This window comes from Photorhabdus sp. RM71S (genome assembly GCF_042879355.1).
Lineage (GTDB): Bacteria > Pseudomonadota > Gammaproteobacteria > Enterobacterales > Enterobacteriaceae > Photorhabdus > Photorhabdus kayaii.
The window spans coordinates 28,007-53,508 of sequence record NZ_JBHFKV010000035.1; the positions used below are offsets into that span (position 1 = coordinate 28,007).

Below are 25,502 nucleotides of genomic sequence, written 5' to 3' on the forward strand. Positions count from 1 at the left end.
ATTTCAAGATGCATCGCGACGGCAAGGGAGCGAATCCCCGGGAGCATAGATAACGATGTGACCGGGGTGAGTGAGTGCAGCCAACAAAGAGGCAACTTGAAAGATAACGGATATAGTTAATGAGTTGTTAATGTTATGCTTTTATTGCTAACCTTGCCAGCTTTAAGGAATGTCTGGCAATAATCTGAATAGCATAATTGAATACAACTATAGGTAAGTTGAAACGGAAAATAATATCGGTGCTGGAATTTAATCCACTGAAATTACGTGTATAGGTAAATTATGCAAATAAAGAAGGCAGTACTGTAGCAGCACCGCCTTATATAGAATCGTTAGCATGTTACTGATGAGGCACCATTCTTCATGCTCATTGATAGCTCTATTTTACGAGTGACCAAATTTGGCAATTGGGTTAATCAGGTTATCAGCAAACTGTAAACTTTGAGCCGGATCAGCTAAATCAAGCATCTGACGGTTATTCGCTATTTGCAGGCGGTTTAGACAGCAGCGTTTAATCTCTGGTGTAAACAGATCGTAACGTACAAATTGCTCACTTAATTCAGGATGGTTGTGCTGATAGCTTAAAATACAATCTGCTACGGCCTGCCAGAAAAGCTCCTGTGAATAGTCACCCTGTTCATCTAGTATTGCAGCCAGATAGCGGAATATACCGTCAAACACATCAGATAAGATGGTCAGTGTTTTCATATCTTCGGGCATGTCTACTTTGACTCGACGCGCTTTTTCCGGTAAATCGGCGTCGGGATTCATGACCAGAATCTCTTCCGCTAAATCTTTCATGAAGATGTGCTGTGGAACATGGTTTTCCAATACCAGAATGATGTTTTCGCCGTGTGGCATAAACATCAGATCATAAGCGTACAAACAGTGTAACAGTGGCGCAAGATAACTCTCTAAATAGCGACGTAACCATTCCTGAGTAGGTAGGCCGGATGCTGAAATTAACGCGGGCAACAGGGGATTCCCGTGCTGATCACTGTGCAGTAACGCAGCCATCGTCATCACTTGCTGCCCAGGTTCAATGAGTTGCAGTGGGTTTTCTCGCCATAGTGCCGCCATCATTTTTTTATAAGGCGTATCACTACTGATTGCTTGCTCGTAATAGCTGTTTTTGAATCCAACACTGGCGACTTCTCGTAAAATTTTAAAACGATAACGTTGCAGGATGGGATCTTGTGTGACCAAATCGAATAGCCAGTCGTTAATGCCCGGTGTCGTCGCCATGTAATAAGGTGATAAACCGCGCATAAATCCCATGTTCAGAATGGATAACGCCATTTTCACATAATATCGCTGAGGATGACTGCGATTGAATAAGGTACGGATTGACTGTTGTGCCTGATAGGTATCAGCACCAATACCAAGATAGACCAATTTCTGATTAGCAATATCAGGAGCAAACACCGATGCCAGTTTGTTCTGCCATTGCCAGGGGTGAACTGGCATCAGGAAATAGTCTTCTGGATTAAGGTTAAGCGCGATTAACTGCCGGTTAAATTCAGCTACTGTGGTTGTGCCTAGCTCTTGTTCCAGCAACTGTTGATAATTGAGTTGCTCGATGCAAGCAAAGTGTGCCTTGCTCTTATGTGCGGCCAACCATACTAAATGCATAGCAGAGGCGGCTTCGGGACTAAAGTTCTGGAAATCACCAATATCAAAACCAATCCGGCCATTGTTGGCAACGAAAGAGGGATGTCCCTCCATCATCTCCCCTTCCAGCGCCTGAAAATCAGTATTCACGAGATCCATTGCACTGATACCGATTCTGTTATGCTTAAAAGCACTGCTATAGAGAGTACTGGTAATTTCTTCCAGATAGGTAGGCATTACGACATCACTGATGCCAAGTTGTTGTTTGAACTCAATAATGAATAGCAAGGAATCGAGTGCTTTTTCTTCTCCGTTGGCATTTTTCTGTAACGAATCGGCATCAATCAGCCAGTGATCCAGTGCCATACGCCGTGCCCGGAAAGTATAGCTGACCGGATGGTCAGCGTTATCTAAACGGTAATGGTGATATCCATCACTATCTGCTTTTTCAGTTAACTGTTGAGGCACGAGTAAACATTCATGTGAAAATTCAGAAATCGCTTTACACAAGTGTAGACGATTAACTTTCCGCCAGACCGCCGGTTGCAAGTGTATGGCATTTGTCATCAATGAGCCTGAGTGGGTTGATGTTGTCGCTTGATGTTCCCGCTGTAACGCAATCTGATGTTGTTCTCTGGTGCAAAAGGCTAACTTGGCTGTTTTATTCGGTAATACCAATGCCTTCTGATAAACAAAACCAGCCTGTAGATTAAGTTTGTGAATTTTCTCATTACGTATATCAGGTTCAACCACAATGCGAGCCACAGTAGTATCACTAAAAATAAAGGCCATGATGGTTTGGAAAATTCCCCAGGTGAAATGCCTTATTTTTTCTTGCGGTGGTGCAACCAGAATATGCATTCCCATATCATCTGGGTGTGCCGGATAATATTTTCCAATCAGATCATCTTGTGCACGATAACACTCTAATAGAAAAGTAGGTTGCCCCCGATATATTCCAATAAAGACACTGCCCGGATGGCTGGATTCTAAATTATGATAAAATTCCCATACTTGTTTCTCAGTATTGTTTTGCATTCCCCAATAATGGGCGTAATCCCGGTTAACCCAGTCAGTTAATATGGGAATGTCCTGTTCCAGATCCAGTGAACGTAATGCAAAGGTACCTATTTCAGGCAAGGATTTTTCAAACAGTGTAGGATTAAAGACGGACATTAGCATGCTCCTTCGGTGTCAACGCTGAACTGCTGGAAAGCGATACTTTTCTCAATCGGATAATGTTCAATACCGGTAATTTCATAAATCAGGCAGGAGTTGCGATAACAGGCCATTCCCAGATCTGGCGTGACGAAACCGTGAGTATGTAATTCCACATTCTGTATGAAAATGGTATTGTTCTGATCGATACTGTAATTACGCTGTACACCATAACGTCCTTTCTCATCCCAACGGATAAGGTGATGTATACCTTCAATAAAAGTCGGGATTTGATACTGAAAGCCGGTAGCCAGAACGACTCCTTCGGTGTCCAGAGAAAATGGTTGCTCCTGTTCGTGTTGGAATAACGCCAATGTTAGGTCGCGGCCATTTTGGGCATGGCTAATTTGTTGTAATTCACTATTGGTATATAAATTGACGTTTAACTTACCATTTAATCGTTTGGTGTACATTAAATCGAAAATATCGTTGATTAATGAACTATTGATACCTTTATAAAGCTGCTTGTGGGACAAATTTAATGCATCACGTTTTTCGCTTGGGAGACTATAGAAATAATCTACATATTCTGGTGACGTCATTTCTAGTGTCAGCTTGGTATATTCCAGCGGGAAAAAACGTGGCGAACGGGTAAGCCAATTAAGTTGATAATCGAATTTATCAATATCACTGAGCAAATCGTAGAAAATCTCTGCGGCACTTTGTCCACTACCCAGAACAGTAATAGATTGCTTTTGTTGTAAAGCTTCTTTGTTCTTCAAGTAATTACCAGATGTCACCATCTGATCAGAGAAGGGTTGGCAACACTTTGGAATATAAGGTGCAGGTCCGGTACCCAATACCAATTTTTTACAAACAAATTGGTGTTGTTGCCCAGTTAACGTATCTGAACAATGTAATGTATATAGCGAGGCATGTTCATCATAGCTAATGCTGTCAACGCGTGTGTTAAAGCGTAGATTAGATAACTGTTCTGTCGCCCACTGGCAATATTGGTTGTATTCCTTACGCATCAGGAAAAAACTTTCCCGGATATAAAAAGAGTATATTCTCCCTTTTTGCTTGATGTAATTAAGGAAGCTAAGTGGATGAGTGGGTGATGCCAGAGTCACCAGATCTGACATAAAAGGGGTTTGCATGGTGGAATTTTCTAGCATCATTCCCGGATGCCAATCAAAGCCCGGTTTTTGATCAATGAACAGGCTATGAACATCTTTTAGTGGCTGAGTTAAACATGCTAGTCCGAGATTAAAAGGACCTATTCCAATGGCGATAAAATCATAAGGGCGAGTTGTCATAAAATTTTCTCCTGGTAAACAGTATTAATCTCATAAGTTGTTATTATGGGTTGCCAGAAAATCGTTTCCGTGCATTACGATGCTGTGCACAATTTCTTGTAGATGTTGCTGGTTTGTTGCCGGGTTAAGGAAAGTAAATTTCAGATATTGTCTACCATTGACTTTGGTACCCGCAATAACGGTATTACCTTCACGGAATAGTGCCTTACGAATGGCCGCATTGATGGCGTCAATATCTGCATCAGGTAATTTTTGTTTAGGAATAAAACGGAAAACCAAAGTACTTAATTCTGGATAATGAATAAGTTCAAAATAGGGATTCTGTGCCATTAATCGATAGGCATCCTGAGCCGTATCGACCACTTTATCAAAAGCTTGTCCGAGTCGTTTTGCACCCATAATTCGTAATGTCAGCCACATTTTCAATGCATCAAAACGACGAGTTGTCTGGATACTTTTATTGACCAGATTGGGCGTACCTTCTTGTAACGCACTGAGTGGATTTAAATATTCGGCATGATAAGTCAAATGGGATAAATGCTTCTTATTTTTGACGAAGAAAGCACTGCAACTAACGGGTTGGAAGAATGACTTATGGTAATCCACCGTGACAGAATCCGCTAAATTGATGCCTTCCAGTAGATGAGCGCGGCGAGGCGAAACCAGTAAACCGCATCCGTATGCCGCATCCACATGTAACCAGATACCATACTGTTTGGCGATAGCCGCGATAGGATGAAGTGGGTCAATACTGCCGAAATCTGTGGTACCCGTCGTAGCAACAATGGCAAAAGGAATGTTGCCCTGTTCGATGCATTGGTTAATGCTTTGTTCCAATGCTTGAGGGTCCATGCGGAACTCACTGTCATGAGGAACAGAGATAACGGCGTTATATCCCAAACCAAGGATAGCAGCGGCTTTTTGTGTACTGAAGTGGCTGACTGTCGAGGTAAAAATACGTAGTTTATGAAAATCTGTCGGCAGACCATGTAGCTGATTTTTATGTTCAGGATTGCGCTGGTGACAAAAGTGGTCCCGCGCAAGTAGTATTGCCATCAGATTTGATTGGGTACCGCCACTAGTAAAGATACCATCGGCATTTGTGCCTAATGCCATTTTATCTCGTGTCCAGTCGAGAACTTTTTGCTCTATTAGTGTCCCGCCAGCGCTTTGATCCCAGGTATCCAGTGAAGAATTAATTGCGCCAATAATGGTTTCAGCCAGAACAGCGGGTAATACCAGTGGACAATTAAGATGAGCAACATATTTTGGATGATGAAAATAAACAGCATCTTTAAGATAAAGTTGCTGTAGCTCATCTAAGGCCTGGTTTAATGAGGTCAGAGGAAGATCTAAATTCACTTTAGAAAATAGCGGGGATAACTCATGGGGTAATATCCCACTGAAAGGTCTATCTACCCGCTGTAGTATTTTCTTTATTCTGGTAATGACATTATAGGCGTCATCGAGATAGTCTCCAGCACTATGCATATTTAAGAAATATCTGGAAAAATTTTCTTCCGTTATATGACTATCTTCCGTGAGTGGATGGTTTAATAGCAGAGCATCTCCGTACATTATATATCCTTTTTATCTCATATATAGGTTATAATTTGGTTATTTCCCAACATAATTGATTTTATTATGTGTAATATTGGGTTAGAGTAAATAACTGTTGAATAATAGCGCGATTAAATCATAATAATCTCTTTCTACCTAAGCAGATAAAAAATTATAGAATAGAATGTTAATGTTTGTTTTCTACTTTGGATTCCAAAGGGCAATCATGGCAATTACCGACGCCAGGTAGTTTATTTCTCTGGCAACAACTGCGACGTTGCATATTGTTATGCCGTAAAATAACAGTACGGTAAAGGGGGTTATCTCTACCATCAGGTAATTGTGGTTCCATAAAAAGACCATTTATAATTTCTTGATATAACTTGCTATTTATTCTTGTGCTGAATTCTGCAAGATACCAATACATAAGATAACCAATATTATTCCACAGGAGACGTCTATTTATCCCTTGATATGATTCAATCTTTTCGCATACGGGAATAATATGGCGCTCCAAGAGAGAATAGTGGCGATGGAGTAATGATGAAGGAGCCTCATTCAGCCAGGTCAAATTATAGTAAAAAATATCTGGCCTACCGCTATCATGGAATTCAACCTGAAAAAGATTGTAATGGGTATCCACTGCTTGTGGATATTCCAGCAACATTAACATCATTGGGGGAATAACTAAACCAAAATACCATTGTGCCCATAAGGAATATAGGGCTTTCTGGTTAGGTTTTATATCATTGTCACCGTAATATTCATCTTGATAGCGCTGAATTAATACTGGAAATTTCCTTGTGTCTGACCACTGAGGGAAATTCATGCTATTAGTAGGGATATTATCTGCATTTATTCTCATGGTGGAAGAAAAATGGCTAAACGTTTGTTCAAATAACTGAATGATATCTTCAATTACCACTGTGGTTAAAGGTGTAATTGAATGCTTTGTCTCTGACACCACCAACTCCCTGCTTACATGTTCATACCACCTGATTGTAGTATCTTACATATGACTAATCATTGTAAATATAATTATGATAATTATTATTATTATCATTGTTATTATCAAGTGGTAAATATTTTGAGCGCCTATATTGCTTGCTTGTTAATACGACAAAACTATATACCTGTTATCTTTCAAGTTGCCTCTTTCTGTTGGCTGCACTCGCTCACCCCGGTCACATAGTTCGCTATGCTCCCGGGGATTCGCTCCCTTGCCGTCGCGATCCATCTTGAAATCCATAGGGTATAGGCAGCTCATTTCCCGTTCAGATAGGATTGTATCTTGGGATAATTAAAGGCTTACCAGATTCTGGATCGCAAATAATACGGCAGGCTAGACCAAACACATCAGCGATACTCTGCTCATTGATAATCTCTTCTGGCACACCTTCGGCGTAAATTTTGCCATTTTTCATCATGATTAAATGTGAGGCGTAACGTAGTGCCAGGTTAATATCGTGTAGTACCAGCACCAACGTTTTTCCCTGTAAATGTAAACGTTGACAAAGATCGAGCATTTCAATCTGATGGGTGATGTCCAGATAAGTGGTTGGTTCATCTAACAGTACAATGGGTGTTTGTTGTGCCAATGTCATAGCAAACCAAGCGCGTTGGCGCTGACCACCGGAAAGCTCATTCACTAACCGTTGCGACATCTCCTGGAGTTCGACCGCATGTAAAGCGTCGTTAACTGCTCGCTCATCTTCTGCTGACCACTGTCGTAAAAAGGATTGATGAGCGTAACGCCCACGTGAAACCAAATCGTATACGGTCAACGCTTCGGTGATGATTGCCCCTTGTGTTAGCAGAGATAGCTCACGTGCTACCGTTTTTGGTTTGTAATGTTGAATATTGTTCCCATCAAGCAGGATTTCGCCATGCTGTGGAGTTATACCTCGGCTAATGGCGCGTAGTAGTGTCGATTTTCCACAACCATTTGGGCCAATGATGACGCTGAATTCACCATCACGAATAGAAATATCCAGACACTCAACAATCGTTTTCTTGCCGTATGCTAGCGAAAGCGCTTGGGCTGTTAGTCGTGAGGCGGTGGTTGAGGAATTCATATCGAATGACATGACTTTGTTCTCCTTAATTCAGCGTACAGCAAATACATCAAATAGACACCGCCTACCCCTGCGGTGATAACGCCTATTGGCAGACGTGCCGAAGTAGGAAGTAGCAAAGTCATTAAATCGGAAGCGAGCAGTAGTAATGCTCCCACCAGTGCTGAGCAGAACAGCGCAGTGCCTTTGGCCCGTACCAAGCGGCGGGCGATTTGTGGAGCAGAAAGTGCGATAAAAGCCACCGGCCCGACAACCAGTACCGCCATTGAGGCCAGTATGACCGCCAGTGACAAACTCATAAGCTGAATGATACGTACTGGTACACCGAGCGTATTAGCAACTTCATAGCCCAGATTAACGTAGTTCAATTGCCGTCCTAGCCAGAGCAGAAGCGGAACAAACAGTATCATCGTTCCATAAATTAACCCAACATCTTGCCAGCGCCGGTTGGCGAGGCTACCGTGCAGCAGCGAAGCAAGTTGTTGCGCCTGCTCAAGGCGCACATTCGAGATAGCAAAATTAACAAATGCCATACAAAGGGCGGCGATAGCAATTCCAGAGATGACAATCCTGGTTGTTTGCATTTGTCCGGAGGCGCTAATGTTTCCTGCGTATACCAGTAGTACTGCGAAGCTGGCTCCTAGCAGCGCACCTAAAGCAACGGGGAAAACGCCAGGCCAGATGATCAGTGTGGTGACGATCCCTGCGGCAGCACCGGCATTCACGCCGATAATATCGGGGCTACCGAGTGCGTTACGGGTTGTTAGTTGAAAAAGTGAACCTGAGAGTGCCAGTGTTGCGCCCGCCCCGATAGCCACTAATGCGCGGGGTAAACGTAGCTGTGTGAGAATAAATTCCTGATAAGGAGTTGAAGTTGCTAGCCAGGGGTTATCGATACCTTGCTTACCCAGTGCTAGAGAGAGATAAAATAGCACTGCAAGCAGTAACAATATCAATAAGATGGCTCTTTGGGTCCGTTGTGGAGGTACAAGAAAAACAGTAGTTCCCAACATGAAGGTTCGAATTTTTGCCGGTCTGGATAGGTTAATCTGCGACATAATTAACTCCACGATAGGTTTTAATAACCAGATAGAGCAACGGTCCACCGATTCCTGCGGTGATAATTCCCACCATGATCTCCCCGGGCGCTATCACCAACCGCGCCAGTATATCGGAAGTGAGCAACAGGCAAGGCCCGGCGAATAGACAATAGGGTAGTAGCCAGCGGAAATCGCTGCCAACTAAAGCCCGCATCAAGTGGGGGGCAGCCAAGCCAATAAAGGCAATGGGGCCTGCCATAGCGGTAGCCACTGCCGCCAGCATAGTAGCAGTAATAAGCGACAACACGCGGGTGCGGGCAACATTGGCGCCAAGTGAACTGGCGATGCTTTCACCAAACACCATCACATTCAGGGAAGCGCCGAGTGAAAGAGTCAATATCAAGGCGAATAATAGATAGGGTATCAGTGAACTCGCTTCTGCCAGAGACATTGCGCTAAGCGATCCAATAGTCCAGAAGCGGTAACTATCCAGTACATGCGCATTCATCAATACGAAACCTTGCACAAAAGCAAATAGACAGGCGTTAATGGCAGCACCAGTCAATACCATGCGTGCTGGATTGCTATTACGTTGTCCTCCACTGAGCAGGTAGAACAGCAATGTAGCTAGACTTGCGCCAATAAATGCTGTCCAGAAGCGTGGAAGTTCATTCAGTATGGGTATGAAAGAGAAACTGACGACCACCGCAGCAGCACCAGCGTTAACACCCAGTAAACCCGGTTCGGCGAGTGGATTACGCAGCAATCCCTGTGTTACGGCACCGGAAAGCGCCAGTGCTGCACCGGCCATGATGCCAATTAACGTACGTGGTTTGCGGGCATTGATGACCAGATCGCTATAGCTACCGCTGTCACCTAACCAATAGTGATGCCATATGGTTGATAGTGGTAACATTTTTGCGCCCAGACTCAGGCTGGCAATAATACAAATGAGGGTCAGCAGTATCATGAGACCTAAGCCAAGCAGCAGTAGGGATCGGCGTTTAGGATTTGTCATGATGATTTAATTGCCTCTGCCAGAATCGGCATAAATTGTGATAAACCCCAGCGCAAACTAAGCGGTGTACCGTAAGACATAGCAACGACCAATGATTGATCGGTTAGCGGAATATAACCTCCCTGGTGTACAGCTCGGATGGATTGAAATAACGGCTGTGCTTCCACTGCTTTACGTTCTTGTTCATTATTGAACCAGGTTATTAAGATATCAGCGCCATTAAGATAATCCGCATTTTCCAGTCCAATATTGGCGGCGAAACTGCCGAAGGGATCGGCCAGTGTGCTGACCGATGGCAGTAGCGTTAAACCAAGATGGACTAAGGTATCGACGCGTGGATCGCCTTTGACGTATACCGATAGCATGTTACTGCTGATACCCGCTTTGATATAGGCGAAAGTGTAGCCACTGATACACGGGATGGTATTACCTGATTCGCGTAATATGGCATCCAGTTCAGTAGCGAGTTGCTCTCCTTGCGGCTGTTTATCTAGCGCACGAGCAATTAATTCAATCTGCTGTTGTGGTGTCGTGAGCCAAGGGGCAGATGGATAAGCGATCACTGGGGCGAAATATGATAAATGGTCATAAATTTCTTGGGTGATGCCTGATTGGGTTGCCACAATCAGATCCGGTTTGAGACGAATTACCTTCTCAATGTCTAATTCGGGGTACATATCTATCACAGTTGGCAAAGTCTCGCCACGCTGTTGTATCGCTTGTTTAAACCACGGCAGATAGCCCTGTTCATCCCCGCCCCAACGGTGGGATTCGATACCGACAGGAACGATGCCTAGATCCAGTACGATATCTTCCGCTCCTGCACCCAAGGCAACAACACGTTGGGGTTGATGTGGAATCACCGCTGTACCCAATGCGGTAGTTATTTCTTTAGGATAACCGGGCTTGTCTGACGATATATTGTCTGTTCTGGCTGGCTTATCACAGCCAGCCAGCAGACTGACCAACAGCACCAATACGGCAAACCCTTTGTAACGCTTCAATTTCATTTTTTGTTTTCCTCAAATAAATAGAAACATAAGGTTTGCCGTCCGCAGTGTCATTATGACTTTAAACTCAGAACTTATAACGCAAGATCGCTTCAATATTGCGAGGTGCGCCATAGTAATACTGAGAATATTGGCCGAACTGGGTGTAGTAGGTCTTATCAAAGACGTTATTCAGGTTAACCGTCAAAGAGAGATCCGGTGTGAATTGATAACGGCTCATCAGGTTAACCACCGCGAAACTGTCTTGCTTCGCTTGCATTGATGTTTTCCCAGGCCCATCAACGGTTAACCAGGTTTTATCCTGCCAGTTAACACCACCACCGATGGTCAGATTACTCATCGCACCTGGCAGGGTGTAGGTGGTAAACAGTTTAAACAACCTGTTTGGCGTATTGGTATTGATTCGTACACCATTAGGATCTGTTGCGCGGAATTGCGTGTAACCAGTATAAAAACGCCAGTTATCTGTCAGTTGACCACTGATTTCTGCTTCAAACCCGCGAGTTTTGGTGCCATCCACTGTATAACGAGGAATGGAGAGATCCGGTAGTCTCGGTGCATTGTTATCTACTAATGGCAGGTTATCTTGACGGATTTCAAAGACTGCCAGTGAGTAATCAAGGCTGTTATCGAAGGCAACACCTTTTAGGCCTACTTCATAGTTTTGTCCGGACACTGGGGCAAGCAATTTATTATTGCGGTCACGGTGGCTTTCCGGGTTGAATATTTCGGTGTAACTGGTGTAAATCGACAGGTCTTGAGTAATGTTGTAGATCAACCCACCATAAGGAACAAATTCGTCACTGTAGCTGGCATTCTGTGGAGTATTGAAATTATCACCGCGTGTTTGCCAACTGGTTACCCGGCCGCCGAGGATCAAGGTCAGCGGATCTGCCAGAGAAATCTGAGTGACTGCATAACCTGCGGTCTGTTCATTACGCCCTTTTGAGCCATAAGTTCGCGTATTACTCCACTCTGGTTCAGGATATTGCCAGCCAGGAGAGGTGAAGTCACCCAGTCCGGTGCAACTGCCCTTAGGCATACAAGTTGCGTTGAAGTAATCGTTTTGGAAATCTTGTTGCTGATGATTTAAGCCGAAGCTGACATGATGAGTACGGTTAAATAACCGGTAGTCACCATTCACCTGTAGATCGTAGTTCTTCTGGCGGCGGCTGCCATCAATAAGTGTCATGTTACCTGGCACCATACCAATATTGGTGCTACGGTCAGGAAAACTTGTTGCCCATAGGACTTTTTGGTCCAGAGCGTTATTATCATAAGTAAAGGTGCCTTTTACACTCCAGCCGTTGTCAAAGTTATGTTGCAGGCTGGTAAAGGTAGAGAAGGTCCGAACTTTTGAAAAAGCCCAATCAGGTGCGTAGCTGTCGCTGCGTTTATAGTCTGTTTTGCTGCCGTCTGCAAAGTAGATTGGCAAACCACCAAACATACCGCCGCGGGTGTGGTTACGTTGATAATCAACGCCTATAGTCAGCAAGGTATTTTCTGTCAAATCTGCTTCAAGAACGCCATAGAACGGGTATCTTTCGTTGTTATTGCGATCAATAAAGGAGTTGGCCGCTTGATAGGCTGTAACGAAACGCCCGCGTAGGTTGCCACTGTTATTTAACGGGCCAGAGAGATCAAGGCCAGTGCGCCATTTATCCCAAGAACCGGCGCCAGCAGAGAATTCGCCACGGAAATCACGGGTCGGACGTTTACGAATCAGGTTAACGGCTGCTGAAGGATTGCCCGGGCCAACCATCAAACCGGCTGCTCCGCGTACCACTTCGATACGATCAAACAGGTCAGCATCCAGAAGATTGTCACCATAGTTAAAGCGGGTGTCGTAGTAGGTAGCAACCCCATCACGCAGGATGTTATTGATGGACATGCCACGAGAAGTAAACCCAAAACGATCACTATCAAACTGGCGTACGCTCATACCGGTTGTGCTATCGATGACGCTATTAACACTGTCCAGATTTTCGTCAAGCATACGTTGTTTGGTCACGACACTGACGGTCTGTGGTGTTTCACGCGCCGAGAGGTTTAGACCGGTGGCGGTGACCATCGACGTGGTATTGTACATCCCGGTGTCTTCGGTCACCCCTTCATGTTCTGCTCGTGAAGCGGTGACGAGTATCTTGTCATTTTGGGCAGTGGTTTTATCGCTTATGCTCTGTGCACTTTCCGCGACTGCGTAGCTATTTCCCATCAATACTAACTGTATCGTCATTGCAAGGGTTGTCTTTTTAATCATGGAATCCTTTCGCAAAAACGGATACATCACTTTCTTATTATTCATTACATCCCCAAATATAAGTCTTTTGGTATTTATCTATGTTGATATTTTTATTTATTGCTGCTCTGCCTGACGAAAAGTAACCGAGTATTCATGGCGTAAAGCGTATAGTGGATTCACTAAAGTTCCGGCGAATTTGAGATTCTTTTCACGATCGTCGAGATCGATCATCTGTTGATTGTTCGCCATTTGCAGACGATTCAGGCAAGTACGAACAAATTCCTGCTTAAACAGATCGAACTTGCGGAATTTTTCAATCTGATGCAGATGTTGTGACTGATAATTATGGACACAGCGTGCAACCAGTAACCAGAAACGCTCTTCGGGTAGATTAAGATCTTTTTGCAACAGCGGAATTAGGTAGCGGAAGAAACAATCGAAAATATCAAGGAAGATGTAGTTAATTTTCATGTCGTCTTCGATAGTGACGTGCAGGAAATTAATCTCTTCAGGCAGTTGAAGATCACCATTCAAAATAGCGACTTCTTCACCAATATCTTTCATCAACATTTTTGTCGGGCTGTTATTATCTAATACCAACATCAGGTTTTCGCCGTGTGGCATAAATACCAGATCATAGGTGAAGAAAGAGCGCAGTAATGGCGAGAGGTAAGCATCGAGATAACGTGACACCCACTCTTCTGCGCTTAAGCCCGAATACTTTACCAAAGCTGCGACGACGGAATGACCTTGATAATCGACATGCAGCAACGAAGCCATTGTCATCAGGCGCTGGTTATCCTGCAACAGCGTCATTGGGCTTTCGCGCCACAGTGCTGACAACATTTTCTTATGTGGACTGTCCTTTTTAATGGCTGACTCAAAGTAGTTATTGAAATAACCGAGAGCGGCACGTTCCCGTAGTACGGTAAAACCCTTCTGTTGGAAGAAACTGTCATTATGGACTAAGTTACTGAGCCATTCGTTGACTGATGGGGTTGTGACCATGCTGTGTGGATCGAGCCCGCGCATAAAGCCCATGTTCAACACGGAGAGGGCAGTCTTAACGTAGTTCTTCTTCGGTTGAGTAATATTGAAGAAAGTACGGATAGATTGCTGTGCGAGGTAGCGATCATGACCTTCTCCAAGATAAACAATATGATTATTGGCAATATCTGCCGCAAAGCTGATAGCAATACGGTGCTGCCACTGCCAGGGATGGAGAGGCATCAGATAATAATCTGATGGGCATAATCCCAACATATTAAGATGGCGCCCAAATTGGGCTGGCAGGTATTTCCCTAGCTCTTCTTCTATTAATTGTTGGTATGAGAGATCGGATAATGACGAGAAAATAGCTTTATTCTTATGTACCGCAATCCAGATTAAAGTCACGGGGCTGGCGCTTTCAGGTGCATAACGCTGATAATCATCGGCATCAAAACCAATTCGGCCATTATTGGCAATAAAGACTGGATGGCCTTCACTCATTGTCGTTTCAACGACTTGATAATCGGCATAAGCTAAATCTTGGGCTGTAAGTCGGTTGTACTGATATTTAAAAGCGTGACCGTAGAGCGTACTGGATATCTCGTCGAGATAAATCGGCAGCATTTTTTCCGGGATTTCCAACAGCGGATGCAACTCAATAATCAGTTGAATAGCATCAAGCGGTTGAGATTGATTATCCCTGAATTTGGTTACGGAAGCGGCATCAATATCAATATGATCGAGCTGATAAGTTTCCGCTTGAAAATGGTATTGGTAGTCACCTATTGCCAGAGAATACTGCTGCTGTCCATGATAGGTAGGATTAATTAATTTTTCGTGATATAGCTCACGTAATATTTTTGTCACCAGATGGCGATTGGCATGGAGCCAGTTCTCTGCGTTGAGGTGCAGAGTGTGATTATCGGAGTTAATATGCAGTGGACTCATGGTGATAACAATCCCTATTCATAATCAAAAATCCTATCCAACATAGTCGTTGTACACTGGAAACAAATCGGTACGCTTAATTCTGAAATTTTCGAATATAAGCATCCTTTTCCAAGTATTCATTCCGGTTCTCTTAGACAGGTGACTTTTGGGGTATTCAATTTTGATAACATTAATACAAATTATTATCATTAACAACTGTGTAAGTGTAAGGATTTACTCTATTTTTGCTTAAATAGCAGTCAAAAATGTGGCGTTATGGCGCTGCGTTGGGATGAGTAAGATGAATTGGGGGAGAATTTTTGATCGGCTGTAACCTTCAATTAAACCCGCTTTTATACTGAGATGATGTTCAATGACATGCTGTAATTATTTCCAGAGTGAGATAGCATAATGCCCAGGCGTTTTGAAAAGCGTCTGTGATTTTTTAATATGGTTGAGGAAAAGTGTGTCTACCGCAGAGGTCATTAATACGATATCACTGACAGAGCAGGTATTGCGGGAAACCTTTGGTTATTTGCAATTCCGGCCTGGTCAGCAACAAGTTATCAATACCATTCTTGAGGGGCGTGATTGTTTAGTCATTATGCCGACTGGTGGCGGTAAATCATTGTGTTACCAAATTCCGGCGCTGGTACAGGAAGGGGTAACTTTGGTTGTTTCGCCGTTGATCTCTTTAATGAAAGATCAGGTGGATCAACTGCGGGCAAATGGCGTTGCGGCGGATTGCTTGAATTCAACTCAGGTCCGCGAACAGCAGATTGATGTGATCCGGCGTTGCCGTCAGGGCATGATTAAATTGCTGTATATCGCCCCTGAGCGTTTGATGATGGATAACTTCCTTGAGCAACTTCTGGAATGGCAACCAGCAATGCTGGCTGTGGATGAAGCTCACTGTATTTCACAGTGGGGCCATGATTTCCGACCAGAATATCGGGCGTTGGGGCAGCTCAGGCAACGCTTTCCGACATTACCTGTCATTGCGTTGACGGCCACCGCAGATGAAACGACTCGCAATGATATTGTCCGACTACTGAATCTTAATAATCCACTTATCCATATCAGCAGTTTTGACCGCCCCAATATTCGTTATACCTTGATAGAAAAATACAAACCATTGGATCAACTGTGGTTATTTATTCGCGGTCAAAAAGGTAAAAGCGGTATTGTTTACTGTAATAGCCGTAGCAAAGTTGAAGAGATATCAGAGCGTTTACAAAAACGTGGCTTGAGTGTTGCGCCATACCATGCCGGGTTGGATAACAGCCAGCGTGCGCGGGTGCAGGATGCATTTCAGCGTGATGATTTGCAAGTTGTAGTGGCAACCGTAGCATTTGGTATGGGAATTAATAAACCCAATGTTCGGTTTGTGGTTCATTTTAATATTCCACGTAATATCGAATCCTATTATCAGGAGACCGGGCGTGCCGGGCGTGATGGTCTGCCGGCGGAAGCGGTGTTGTTTTATGATCCTGCTGATATGGTATGGCTTCGCCGTTGTCTGGAAGAGAAAGAGGTGGGCACACAGCAGGATATTGAGCGGCATAAGCTCAATGCAATGGGGGCTTTTGCCGAAGCGCAAACTTGCCGCCGTCTAGTGTTATTGAACTATTTTGGTGAAAGCAAACAAACCCCTTGCAGTAACTGTGATATCTGTCTTGATCCACCAAAAAATTATGATGGCTTGGTGGATGCCCAAAAAGCGCTTTCTTGTATTTACCGGGTTGGGCAGCGCTTTGGTATTGGTTATATTGTTGAAGTGCTTAGAGGCGCGAATAATCAGCGTATCCGTGATATGAGACATGATCATTTGCCGGTTTATGGTATCGGTAAAGATCAAAGTCAGGAACACTGGGTGAGTGTATTGCGGCAGCTTATTCATTTAGGCTTTATCAGTCAAAACATTGCCAATTATTCTGCATTACAATTAACGGAAGCTGCGCGTCCGATATTGCGTGGTGAAGTTTCGCTAAAACTGGCTGTTCCACGAATACAGAATCTGAAAGGGCGTAATCAGCAAAGTAAATCGTATAGTGGTAATTATGATCGCAAACTATTTGCCAAGCTACGTAAATTACGGAAATCTATTGCTGACGAAGAAAATATCCCTCCTTTTGTTGTATTTAACGATGTCACGCTGATTGAAATGGCAGAGCAATGCCCGGTGACGGAGGGTGAAATGTTATTAATCAACGGGGTAGGGCAACGGAAACTTGAACGTTTTGGTAATGTCTTTATGGCCTTAATACGTGAACATCTAGAGGAGTTTGGATAGTCAGAGGGCAACTTATGACGCCAGAAATGTTGAAAGAAAGTTGGCTCAATCGTGAGATGCAGTTTTCTGCTTTTGCCAACGGGCCTTTATTAGATTTTTGGCAAGCTAGGGAAGAGTGTGAATTTATTGGTGTCGATAATGTACTGATACGTTATGTCCGTTTTTGTGCAACGATAAAAAATTATAGAGCGGTTGTTATCTTTCCTGGCCGTAGTGAAAGTTATGTTAAATACTCGGAAGTAGCATTTGATTTTTATCACCTTGGCTACGACATTTTTATTATTGATCATCGTGGACAGGGGCGATCCAGCAGGATGCTTGCAGATCCACAAAAAGGGCATGTAGAAAAATTTGATGATTATATTGATGACGTTGAAATATTAATAGAAAGAGAAATTCTTCCTCGTCATTATTCTCACTGTTATGCGTTAGCCCATTCAATGGGTGCGGCAATATTAGGGGGATTTTTATTACGTCACGGCCAGGTATTTGATGCAGCAGCCCTTTGTGCTCCTATGTTTGGTATTAACTTTCCTATGCCACGTTGGTTGGCAACTTTCCTGGTAAATCGGGCTGAAAAGCGGCCAGATATGCGCAACCATTATGCGGTACTAACTGGGAAATGGCGTCCGTTGCCTTATTTGATAAACCTTCTGACGCACAGTTATGAACGTTATAGCCGTTACCTCCGTTATTACGCGGATAATCCGGAATTACGCATAGGTGGCCCAACATATCACTGGATGAGGGAAAGTATCTGGATTGGCGATATGCTGATAGAAAAAGCCGGAGAAATTGAGACACCGCTGATGGTCTTAGAAGCCAGTGAGGATAAAGTCATTAATAATCAGAAAATACGGGCTTTTTGTGAATTACGTAGGAGAGAGAGGGCTTTCATTGAAGAGCCGTTACTGTTAATTATTCAGGGGTCGCATCATGAAATCCTATTTGAAAAAGATAAATTACGTAGCCAGGCACTCAACGCCATTTGTGATTTTTTTGACCAGAATTGACTCAATTAAATGATAGGAACGATAACTATGTATCACATTGTTGCTTCAGATTTAGATGGCACTTTGCTGTCTCCTGATCACAAATTGACTTCTTACACCAAGGAAACTCTTAATTTACTGACCAATAAAGGCATTCATTTTATTTTTGCTACTGGTCGTCATCATGTAGATGTTGCGCAAATCCGAGATGTTCTTGGTATTGATGCCTATATGATTACTTCCAATGGCGCTCGGGTACACAATGCTATGGGTGAACTGGTTTTCAGTCACAATGTTGAGCCTGAGATTGTGCATGACTTGTGTCTAATGGAGTTTGATAACGCTGATATTTTGACGAATTATTATTGTCATGATCACTGGTATATGAATCGTGAATGCCCTGAGCAGAAAGAATTTTTTCAGGAATCAGTGTTTCATTATCAACTTTTTGAGCGTGACAACTTCAAAACCGATGATGTATGCAAAGTTTATTTTACCTGCGAAGATCATGATCTATTGGTTGTGTTGGAAGAGAAAATCAAAACACGTTGGGGTGATAGAGTCAATGTGAGTTTCTCGTTGCGCAATTGCCTGGAAGTGATGGCAGGTGGAGTGTCGAAAGGTCATGCACTTGAGCGGGTAGCCCAATCTATGGGCTATAAACTGAGTGATTGTATTGCTTTTGGTGATGGCATGAATGACTTTGAAATGCTGACGGTAGCAGGTAAGGGCTGTATTATGCAGGATGCTCACCAGCGCTTGAAAGATATCCTGCCAGAAATGGAAGTGATTGGCTCAAACGCTGATGATGCAGTTTCCCATTATTTGTGCGAAATGTATCAGGTTTAATTTATTATCCATTGTAATTACAGCGCTATTGGCGCTGTTTTTTCATTTATTTACTGTTTGTCATATTTATAGCTCTGTCATCAATGGTAGTATTTGTAAATCCCGTAAACAGATTTCAATATCATTGGCTTTATTGATATGCTCTTGGTTTTCAATATCAAAAATATCTTTTGTCGTAATAATCAATGAGCCTTTTTTGTCATTTTTATCAGAAACAGGTATTATTTCTTCTGCCCTTGGAACTAAAGTTGGGTCTATTTCTATTGGTAAATAGAGCATCCAGCCGGAATGAATTCTATCTGGAAAAACTTGTTTTTGTTTTAACGAATAACCTCTTGTATCTACTAAAATAAATGGAGAGTTTCTAATCGATATTGAATTTTTTAAAAGCTCAATAATATCTTGAAAATTAAATTTATCTTTTTCTAAATTGATGCTTATAGATATATTAGTTTTACCTAATCTAACAGGATTAACATGGATTTTATCTTCACCCATATATAGAATACTGTTGTTGTTCTCATCTACTCCATCAGATAATGATTTCACAATAAATCCAGAGTTTTCATCATAAGTTTCTTTAAAATCCTCTATAGCATATTTAGTAGGTCCATTTTCATCAAATGCATTATTTTTTAATCTTTCTTCTTGAGTATAACCAGGCAAATACCAACCACTTTTTCTAGTTGTTAACTTATTTATCTTGCATGTAATTTGATATAAATCAAGTAATGCATTTTCAGGAGTTAAAGCCTCATTTGAGTCATGAAATAATTTTATTCTTGAAAAGATCATTGACATTTTTAACTCTCCTTTTTGTGAGAATGATTAAAGTTTAGTGTTAAATACTGTAATGTTAGGAAACATAGAAAATGTCGTAAGAAAGTATTCATAAGATATTGGCTCTAGAAAGTGCCAATGGGATTTTGGAATATTTTTTAATGAAGCACATACATTATTTTGTCTTTCTGCTTGCCACATCATGCTTTCAAGTTCGGCCTTATCTGTTGGTTTTTTCTTAAATTCAGCATAAAACCATTTGGGTAACCCATCTTCAAAAAACTGATCATACAGAGCCTTAGTCTCAAGAAATAAGCATTGTGTAGGTTTCCAACCATTAAAAATCACCATGATCGGTTATGTCGCTTAAACGGATTACGGCTTTGTCTGTCATATTTATAACTCTGTCATCAATGGTAGTATTTGTAGATCCCGCAAGCAGATTTCAATATCATTGGCTTTATTGATATGCTCTTGGTTTTCAATATCAAAAATATCTTTTGTCGTAATAATCAATGAGCCTTTTTTGTCATTTTTATCAGAAATAGATATTATTTCTTCTGCCATTGGAACTAAAATCGGGTCTATTTCTATTGGCAAATAGAGCATCCAGCCAGAATAAACTCTATCTGGAAAAACTTGTTTTTGTTTTAGCGAATATCCTCTGGCATCCATCATGATTATTGGAGAGTAATGGTTGCTAACTAAAGAAGCTACGAAGTCAATACACTTAGAATGATTAAATTTTTCTTTTTCTAAACTAAGATCAATGCCTACATCCGTTTTTCCTAGCCTATTACTATAGTCACGGCTTGAATACATGATTCTGTTTTTTAACTTTACATCACCTGGAACATCAAATAATGTTTTTATGATAGATTTAAAACTCTCATCATAACTTTCTTTGAATTGATTTATGGCATATTCAGTAATACCACTTTCATCAAAAACATTATTTGCTTTTATTTCGTCTAGATCATATCCTGGTAGATGCCATCTACTTGAACTATTAGATACCTTATTTATTTGTTGCATAATGCAGTATGTGTCATCCAATGCTAATTCCGGCGTTATCTTTTCTTTTAAATCATAAAACATTTCTATTCTAGCGTGTATTATGTTCATCTTTTTAACCCTAATTTTAAAATAAATATCCACATTTAAGGTGTATTAAATTTTTTAATGTTAATAAATTTAGAAAAAGCCTTGGTAAAATATCCGTAAGATACTGGTTGCAAAAAATGCCAATGCGATTTAGGGATATTTTTTAATGAAGCACATACATTATTTTGTCTTTCTGCTTGCCACATCATGCTTTCAAGTCCGGTCTTATCTGTCGGTTTTTTCTTAAATTCAGCATAAAACCATTTGGGTAACCCATCTTCAAAAAATTGATCATACAGAGCCTTAGCCTCAAGAAATAAGCATTGTGCAGGTTTCCAGCCATCGAAATTTGTATCCATGTATAACCAAGTTTCAATTATGTTTAATTCAGGGTTGTATATCGTCCCGGCAATTTTTGTTTGGTAGGCAATGGTTATTTCTGAATACGATGTGGTCTTTTCCCAGACCATCATTACTTTCCCAATAGCCGGACATTTCTCACATTCGGTACGGGACGAAGCAATAGTTTGTGTATCCGCTTTTGCCTTGTCTTGCTCACCTTCTTTATCTTTGGTGCTTTCCATCACACCAACGGCGACTAATCCCGATGCACAAGCAGCCAGTGTCCATTCAGCAGCAGCTAAAAGAGCGGGAGCCGCTGGCGCAAGGAGTGGTAATGGCATATCAATTTCTCCTTTTCAATAAATTATCCATGACCCGAAAATAATCACGGTATTTTTCTCGTCTCTCCATTTTACCGGGTTAATGTATTAGCCCGGTAAAATGGAGAAGACAGGCGGAGCGCGTCAGTGTTGCCCTAAATAGGCCAAAGCGATTGTCGTCTCATTAAGCGAGAAAATCCTTCTGGCTGGCAATCAGTTTTGCGCCACAGGCTGTTTGCATACCTTCTAATGCGACAGGTTTTCCCTGATGCTTTAAGTCATTACTCCCTTCCACAATAGGGAAAACTCCTTTGCATTTAGGGCAGTTTACTAAATCACCTTTAGCGGCAATTGGTACGCCTTGATAAACCCAATCATCAATGGCGGTAATGACTTTACCGCCATGATCGGTTAGGTCGTTTAATCGGATTACGGCTCTATTTGTCATATTTATAACTCTGTCATCAATGGTAGTATTTGTAGATCCCGCAAGCAGATTTCAATATCATTGGCTTTATTGATATGCTTCTGGTTTTCAATATCAAAAATATCTTTTGTCGTAATAATCAATGAGCCTTTTTTGTCATTTTTATCAGAAATAGATATTATTTCTTCTGCCATTGGAACTAAAGTCGGGTCTATTTCTATTGGTAAATAGAGCATCCAGCCAGCACTTAAGCGGTCTGGAAAAACTTGTTTTTGATTTAATCTGTAGCCTCTAGCATCTGTCATAATAAATGGAGAATATCTATGAGAAACCAAATGTTTAATAAAATCGATAAAATTTTTAAGGTTGAATTCTTCTTTTTTAAGTTCAAGACTAATAGATATATTAGTTTTTCCCAATCTATTGTAATTAGAATGAATATCATCTTGTGAAATGTATGTAATATTATTTTCTAATTTTTCACTTTCAGAATTATCAATTGTAGGATTGTCAAATAGTGACGTTATAATAGATTTTCCGTCATCCTCATAAATTCTCCTGAATTCTTTTAAAGCATATTCAGTAATGCCATTTTCATTAAATACGTTATTTTCTCTAATTTCTTCTTCACTATATCCAGGTAAATGCCAACCACTTGAATTATTACTGAGATTATTAATTTGATTCATTAACTGATATATATCGTCCAATGCTAATTCCGGTGTGATGGCTTCTCTAAGATCATAAAATAATTTTATTCTTGGGTGTATAATGAACATGTTTCAATTCTCCTATAGATTATTCTGGTTATTAAGACATCATAGTATTAAAAGTTTTAATATTGAGATATGGAGCAAAAGCTTCTGTAAAATATGAATAAGATACAGGTTGTAGAAAATGCCAGTGAGATTTTGGAATGTTATTTAATACGATACATCCTTCGTTTTGTTTTCTGGCTTGCTTCAACATACTATCATGCCCAGACAGTTTTTTCTTACCTAACTTTACCTTACGATAAAAACCATTAGGTTCCCCATTTTTAAAGAATTGATCGTAATTCGCCTTAGCTTCAAGAAATAAGCATTGTGCAGGTTTCCAGCCATCAAAATTTGTATCCATGCATAACCAAGTTTCAATTATGTTTAATTCAGGGTTGTATATCGTCCCGGCAATTTTCGTTTGATAAGCAATTGTTATTTCTGAATACGATGTGGTTTTTTCCCAAACCATCATTACTTTCCCAATAGCCGGACATTTCTCACATTCGGTACGGGACGAAGCAATTGTTTGTGTATCCGCTTTTGCCTTGTCTTGTTCACCTTCTTTATCTTTAGTGCTTTCCATCACACCAACGGCGGCTAACCCTGTTGCACAAGCAGCCAGTGTCCATTCATCAGCAGCTAAAAGAGCGGGAGCCGCTGGCGCAAGAAGTGGTAATGGCATATCAATTTCTCCTTTTCAATAAATTATCCATGACCTGCAAGTAATCACGGTATTTTTCTCGGCTCTCTGTTTTACCGGATTCAGGCACGTCTTGATACACGCAATCATCAATGGCGGTAACAACTTTACCACCATGATCGGTTGTGTCGTTTAATCGGATTACGGCTCTGTTTGTCATATTTATAACTCTGTCATCAATGGTAGTATTTGTAGATCCCGCAAGCAGATTTCAATATCATTGGCTTTATTGATATGTTTCTTGTTTTCAATATCAAAGATATCTTTTGTAGTGATAATCAATGAGCCTTTTTTGTCATTTTTATCAGAAACAGGTGTTATCTCTTCTGCCATTGGAACTAAAATCAGATCTATTTCTATTGGTAAATAGAGCATCCAGCCGGCACTTAAACGATCTGGGAAGACCTGTTTTCTTTTTATTCTATAATTATCAGTTTCTACCATAATATAAGGTGAATTATGGCTAAAAACCAGAAACTTGATAAAATCAATCAACTTAAGAAAGTGAAACTCTTTTTCTTTAATGGATATATTAATCTCTATTTTTGTTTGGCCTTGTCTTTCAACATGATAATTAAAGTAACTAACTGAACATGCTTGCCCATCCTCGCTTCCATCCCAGACGCCTGATATAACCGTAGGATCTTCTTCCGTATAATTTTCTTTAAAGTCGCTTATACATTCGTTTGTTATTCCTCTCTCATCAAAAGCTACCCGAGTTAATGCTTCTTCGCGGCTATTTCCTCCTAAGTACCATATTTTAGTGTATCCAAAGAAGATATCTTCCAATTGTTTTACGATTTTATAGGTATCATTAACTGCAATGTCTGGAGTTAATGGCTTTTTCCAATCTGTATATATTTCTATGTCTAAAGATAAAATAGTCATTCATTTTTCCTATTAGAAATTATTCGGTTAACAAGGAGTATGAAATACTTTAATATTGGAATAAATAGATAATTTCTCTAAATAATAGGCGTAGCTTATAGGTTGCATAAAATGCCAATGAGAATTTGGTGTACTGTTTAATGAAGTACACACCCATTGTTGTCTTTTTCCTTGTTTTTGCATTGAGTAGCCTGACGATTTCCACCAAGGTTTGGGTTTACCATTTTCAAAGAACTGATCATACTTAGCCTTAGCCTCAAGAAATAAGCATTGTGCAGGTTTCCAGCCATCGAAATTTGTATCCATGCATAACCAAGTTTCAATTATGTTTAATTCAGGGTTGTATATCGTCCCGGCAATTTTTGTTTGGTAGGCAATGGTTATTTCTGAATACGATGTGGTCTTTTCCCAGACCATCATTACTTTCCCAATAGCCGGACATTTCTCACATTCGGTACGGGATGAAGTAATTGTTTGTGTATCCGCTTTTGCCTTGTCTTGTTCATCGTCTCTATTTTTGGTGCTTTCCATCACACCAACAGCGGCTAATCCTGTTGCACAAGCAGCCAGTGTCCATTCAGCAGCAGCTAAAAGAGAAGGAGCCGCTGGCGCAAGAAGTGGTAATGGCATATCAATTTCTCCTTTTCAATAAATTATCTATAACCTGCGAATAATCACGGTATTTTTCTCGTCTCTCCATGTTACCGGATTAATGTATTAGCTCGATAAAATGGAGAAGACAAGCGTAGCGCGTCAGTGTTGCCCTAAATAGGCCAAAGTGATTGTCGTCTCATTAAGCGAGAAAATCTTTCTGGTTGGCAATCAGTTTTGCGCCGCAGGCTGTTTGCATACCTTCCAATGCAATAGGTTTTCCATGATGCTTTAAGTCATTACTCCCTTCCACAATAGGGAAAACCCCTTTGCATTTAGGGCAGCTTACTAAATCACCTTTAGCGGCAACAGGTACGCCTTGATACACGTAATTAACCTGAGTTCTGGTTAAGCCGTCACTAATATGTCCATTTCTGAGCGGGAGATATTCAGTGACGGTTTGTTCTCTTTGAAACAATAAGCGATTAGCCCTCCTAACACA

24 protein-coding genes are annotated in these 25,502 nt (G+C 41.3%); 3 read left to right on the forward strand and 21 right to left on the reverse strand.

Going from position 1 to position 25,502, the window contains the following annotated elements:
- Positions 1-384: 384 nt before the first annotated feature.
- From ACGF5R_RS16915 to ACGF5R_RS16960, 10 genes are all read right to left on the reverse strand, one after another.
- On the reverse strand, positions 385-2,787 hold the full coding sequence (locus tag ACGF5R_RS16915) for a GNAT family N-acetyltransferase (protein ID WP_387691921.1): 2,403 nt from the start codon (positions 2,785-2,787) through the stop codon (positions 385-387).
- The gene (locus ACGF5R_RS16920; protein ID WP_262980474.1) at positions 2,787-4,088 is read right to left on the reverse strand and encodes a lysine N(6)-hydroxylase/L-ornithine N(5)-oxygenase family protein; all 1,302 of its coding nucleotides are present in this window, start codon (positions 4,086-4,088) and stop codon (positions 2,787-2,789) included. The genes ACGF5R_RS16915 and ACGF5R_RS16920 overlap by 1 nt, the downstream gene beginning before the upstream one ends.
- Before the next feature lie 30 nt (positions 4,089-4,118).
- Positions 4,119-5,666, reverse strand: a complete 1,548-nt coding sequence (locus ACGF5R_RS16925) for an aspartate aminotransferase family protein (RefSeq protein WP_262980473.1) — start codon at positions 5,664-5,666, stop codon at positions 4,119-4,121.
- A gap of 169 nt (positions 5,667-5,835) precedes the next feature.
- Positions 5,836-6,612, reverse strand: a complete 777-nt coding sequence (gene fhuF, locus ACGF5R_RS16930) for a siderophore-iron reductase FhuF (RefSeq protein ID WP_192881004.1) — start codon at positions 6,610-6,612, stop codon at positions 5,836-5,838.
- 310 nt (positions 6,613-6,922) lie between these two features.
- Positions 6,923-7,735: an ABC transporter ATP-binding protein gene (locus ACGF5R_RS16935; RefSeq protein WP_112877262.1), complete on the reverse strand. Its 813-nt coding sequence runs from the start codon at positions 7,733-7,735 to the stop codon at positions 6,923-6,925.
- Positions 7,720-8,781 carry a FecCD family ABC transporter permease gene (locus tag ACGF5R_RS16940; RefSeq protein ID WP_387691924.1) on the reverse strand — a complete coding sequence of 354 codons (1,062 nt, stop codon included), beginning with the start codon at positions 8,779-8,781 and terminating at the stop codon, positions 7,720-7,722. Before ACGF5R_RS16940 ends, ACGF5R_RS16935 begins: the two co-directional genes overlap by 16 nt.
- Positions 8,768-9,781 (reverse strand): FecCD family ABC transporter permease, encoded by a 1,014-nt coding sequence (locus ACGF5R_RS16945; protein WP_387691926.1) that lies wholly within the window; start codon positions 9,779-9,781, stop codon positions 8,768-8,770. The genes ACGF5R_RS16940 and ACGF5R_RS16945 overlap by 14 nt, the downstream gene beginning before the upstream one ends.
- Positions 9,778-10,791, reverse strand: a complete 1,014-nt coding sequence (locus ACGF5R_RS16950; RefSeq protein WP_112877259.1) for an iron-siderophore ABC transporter substrate-binding protein — start codon at positions 10,789-10,791, stop codon at positions 9,778-9,780. The genes ACGF5R_RS16945 and ACGF5R_RS16950 overlap by 4 nt, the downstream gene beginning before the upstream one ends.
- Positions 10,792-10,858: 67 nt before the next feature.
- The gene (locus ACGF5R_RS16955) at positions 10,859-13,096 is read right to left on the reverse strand and encodes a TonB-dependent siderophore receptor (protein WP_387691927.1); all 2,238 of its coding nucleotides are present in this window, start codon (positions 13,094-13,096) and stop codon (positions 10,859-10,861) included.
- Between the two features lie 51 nt (positions 13,097-13,147).
- The gene (locus tag ACGF5R_RS16960) at positions 13,148-14,971 is read right to left on the reverse strand and encodes an IucA/IucC family protein (protein ID WP_387691929.1); all 1,824 of its coding nucleotides are present in this window, start codon (positions 14,969-14,971) and stop codon (positions 13,148-13,150) included.
- A gap of 448 nt (positions 14,972-15,419) precedes the next feature.
- On the opposite strand from ACGF5R_RS16960, the gene recQ reads away from it, so the two are divergent.
- Genes recQ through yigL form a run of 3 tightly spaced genes read left to right on the forward strand, consistent with a single transcriptional unit; the run spans position 15,420 to position 19,087 of the window.
- On the forward strand, positions 15,420-17,246 hold the full coding sequence (recQ, locus tag ACGF5R_RS16965) for an ATP-dependent DNA helicase RecQ (RefSeq protein WP_112877256.1): 1,827 nt from the start codon (positions 15,420-15,422) through the stop codon (positions 17,244-17,246).
- Between the two features lie 14 nt (positions 17,247-17,260).
- Entirely contained in the window at positions 17,261-18,259 is a 999-nt protein-coding gene (gene pldB / locus ACGF5R_RS16970) for a lysophospholipase L2 (protein WP_262980470.1), read from the forward strand.
- Positions 18,260-18,286: 27 nt separating this feature from the next.
- Positions 18,287-19,087, forward strand: a complete 801-nt coding sequence (gene yigL / locus ACGF5R_RS16975; RefSeq protein ID WP_112877254.1) for a sugar/pyridoxal phosphate phosphatase YigL — start codon at positions 18,287-18,289, stop codon at positions 19,085-19,087.
- 66 nt (positions 19,088-19,153) lie between these two features.
- On the opposite strand, the gene ACGF5R_RS16980 is transcribed toward yigL, so the two are convergent.
- The 11 genes from ACGF5R_RS16980 to ACGF5R_RS17030 all read right to left on the reverse strand — a co-directional run bounded on the left by ACGF5R_RS16980 (position 19,154) and on the right by ACGF5R_RS17030 (position 25,424).
- Positions 19,154-19,888 (reverse strand): immunity 52 family protein, encoded by a 735-nt coding sequence (locus tag ACGF5R_RS16980; RefSeq protein ID WP_112877253.1) that lies wholly within the window; start codon positions 19,886-19,888, stop codon positions 19,154-19,156.
- 27 nt (positions 19,889-19,915) lie between these two features.
- The gene (locus ACGF5R_RS16985) at positions 19,916-20,218 is read right to left on the reverse strand and encodes a Tox-REase-5 domain-containing protein (RefSeq protein ID WP_240000761.1); all 303 of its coding nucleotides are present in this window, start codon (positions 20,216-20,218) and stop codon (positions 19,916-19,918) included.
- 45 nt (positions 20,219-20,263) lie between these two features.
- Complete coding sequence (locus ACGF5R_RS16990) at positions 20,264-20,992, reverse strand: immunity 52 family protein (protein ID WP_112877252.1); 729 nt, start codon at positions 20,990-20,992, stop codon at positions 20,264-20,266.
- 35 nt (positions 20,993-21,027) lie between these two features.
- Positions 21,028-21,654, reverse strand: a complete 627-nt coding sequence (locus ACGF5R_RS16995) for a restriction endonuclease fold toxin 5 domain-containing protein (protein WP_112877251.1) — start codon at positions 21,652-21,654, stop codon at positions 21,028-21,030.
- A 163-nt stretch (positions 21,655-21,817) separates the two neighbouring features.
- Positions 21,818-22,081 carry a PAAR domain-containing protein gene (locus tag ACGF5R_RS17000; protein WP_112877250.1) on the reverse strand — a complete coding sequence of 88 codons (264 nt, stop codon included), beginning with the start codon at positions 22,079-22,081 and terminating at the stop codon, positions 21,818-21,820.
- A 2-nt stretch (positions 22,082-22,083) separates the two neighbouring features.
- Positions 22,084-22,839, reverse strand: a complete 756-nt coding sequence (locus ACGF5R_RS17005; protein WP_112877249.1) for an immunity 52 family protein — start codon at positions 22,837-22,839, stop codon at positions 22,084-22,086.
- 31 nt (positions 22,840-22,870) lie between these two features.
- Entirely contained in the window at positions 22,871-23,503 is a 633-nt protein-coding gene (locus tag ACGF5R_RS17010; protein ID WP_387691931.1) for a restriction endonuclease fold toxin 5 domain-containing protein, read from the reverse strand.
- A gap of 1 nt (position 23,504) precedes the next feature.
- Positions 23,505-23,681: a hypothetical protein gene (locus ACGF5R_RS17015; protein ID WP_387691933.1), complete on the reverse strand. Its 177-nt coding sequence runs from the start codon at positions 23,679-23,681 to the stop codon at positions 23,505-23,507.
- A gap of 2 nt (positions 23,682-23,683) precedes the next feature.
- Positions 23,684-24,409 (reverse strand): immunity 52 family protein, encoded by a 726-nt coding sequence (locus ACGF5R_RS17020; RefSeq protein WP_112877247.1) that lies wholly within the window; start codon positions 24,407-24,409, stop codon positions 23,684-23,686.
- Between the two features lie 27 nt (positions 24,410-24,436).
- Complete coding sequence (locus ACGF5R_RS17025) at positions 24,437-25,039, reverse strand: restriction endonuclease fold toxin 5 domain-containing protein (RefSeq protein ID WP_387691935.1); 603 nt, start codon at positions 25,037-25,039, stop codon at positions 24,437-24,439.
- Between the two features lie 163 nt (positions 25,040-25,202).
- The gene (locus tag ACGF5R_RS17030) at positions 25,203-25,424 is read right to left on the reverse strand and encodes a PAAR domain-containing protein (protein ID WP_387691937.1); all 222 of its coding nucleotides are present in this window, start codon (positions 25,422-25,424) and stop codon (positions 25,203-25,205) included.
- Between the last annotated feature and the right edge of the window lie 78 nt (positions 25,425-25,502).

Bases quoted from the DNA above. Each gene is read 5' to 3' on its own strand.
- ACGF5R_RS16915 (WP_387691921.1), bottom strand. From the start codon at position 2,787: ATGTCCGTCTTTAATCCTACACTGTTTGAAAAATCCTTGCCTGAAATA.
- ACGF5R_RS16920 (WP_262980474.1), bottom strand. From the start codon at position 4,088: ATGACAACTCGCCCTTATGATTTTATCGCCATTGGAATAGGTCCTTTT.
- ACGF5R_RS16925 (WP_262980473.1), bottom strand. From the start codon at position 5,666: ATGTACGGAGATGCTCTGCTATTAAACCATCCACTCACGGAAGATAGT.
- ACGF5R_RS16935 (WP_112877262.1), bottom strand. From the start codon at position 7,735: ATGTCATTCGATATGAATTCCTCAACCACCGCCTCACGACTAACAGCC.
- ACGF5R_RS16940 (WP_387691924.1), bottom strand. From the start codon at position 8,781: ATGTCGCAGATTAACCTATCCAGACCGGCAAAAATTCGAACCTTCATG.
- ACGF5R_RS16945 (WP_387691926.1), bottom strand. From the start codon at position 9,781: ATGACAAATCCTAAACGCCGATCCCTACTGCTGCTTGGCTTAGGTCTC.
- ACGF5R_RS16950 (WP_112877259.1), bottom strand. From the start codon at position 10,791: ATGAAATTGAAGCGTTACAAAGGGTTTGCCGTATTGGTGCTGTTGGTC.
- ACGF5R_RS16955 (WP_387691927.1), bottom strand. From the start codon at position 13,096: ATGAATAATAAGAAAGTGATGTATCCGTTTTTGCGAAAGGATTCCATG.
- ACGF5R_RS16960 (WP_387691929.1), bottom strand. From the start codon at position 14,971: ATGAGTCCACTGCATATTAACTCCGATAATCACACTCTGCACCTCAAC.
- pldB (WP_262980470.1), top strand. From the start codon at position 17,261: ATGACGCCAGAAATGTTGAAAGAAAGTTGGCTCAATCGTGAGATGCAG.
- yigL (WP_112877254.1), top strand. From the start codon at position 18,287: ATGTATCACATTGTTGCTTCAGATTTAGATGGCACTTTGCTGTCTCCT.
- ACGF5R_RS16980 (WP_112877253.1), bottom strand. From the start codon at position 19,888: ATGTCAATGATCTTTTCAAGAATAAAATTATTTCATGACTCAAATGAG.
- ACGF5R_RS16985 (WP_240000761.1), bottom strand. From the start codon at position 20,218: ATGGTGATTTTTAATGGTTGGAAACCTACACAATGCTTATTTCTTGAG.
- ACGF5R_RS16990 (WP_112877252.1), bottom strand. From the start codon at position 20,992: ATGAACATAATACACGCTAGAATAGAAATGTTTTATGATTTAAAAGAA.
- ACGF5R_RS16995 (WP_112877251.1), bottom strand. From the start codon at position 21,654: ATGCCATTACCACTCCTTGCGCCAGCGGCTCCCGCTCTTTTAGCTGCT.
- ACGF5R_RS17000 (WP_112877250.1), bottom strand. From the start codon at position 22,081: ATGACAAATAGAGCCGTAATCCGATTAAACGACCTAACCGATCATGGC.
- ACGF5R_RS17005 (WP_112877249.1), bottom strand. From the start codon at position 22,839: ATGTTCATTATACACCCAAGAATAAAATTATTTTATGATCTTAGAGAA.
- ACGF5R_RS17010 (WP_387691931.1), bottom strand. From the start codon at position 23,503: ATGCCATTACCACTTCTTGCGCCAGCGGCTCCCGCTCTTTTAGCTGCT.
- ACGF5R_RS17015 (WP_387691933.1), bottom strand. From the start codon at position 23,681: ATGACAAACAGAGCCGTAATCCGATTAAACGACACAACCGATCATGGT.
- ACGF5R_RS17020 (WP_112877247.1), bottom strand. From the start codon at position 24,409: ATGACTATTTTATCTTTAGACATAGAAATATATACAGATTGGAAAAAG.
- ACGF5R_RS17025 (WP_387691935.1), bottom strand. From the start codon at position 25,039: ATGCCATTACCACTTCTTGCGCCAGCGGCTCCTTCTCTTTTAGCTGCT.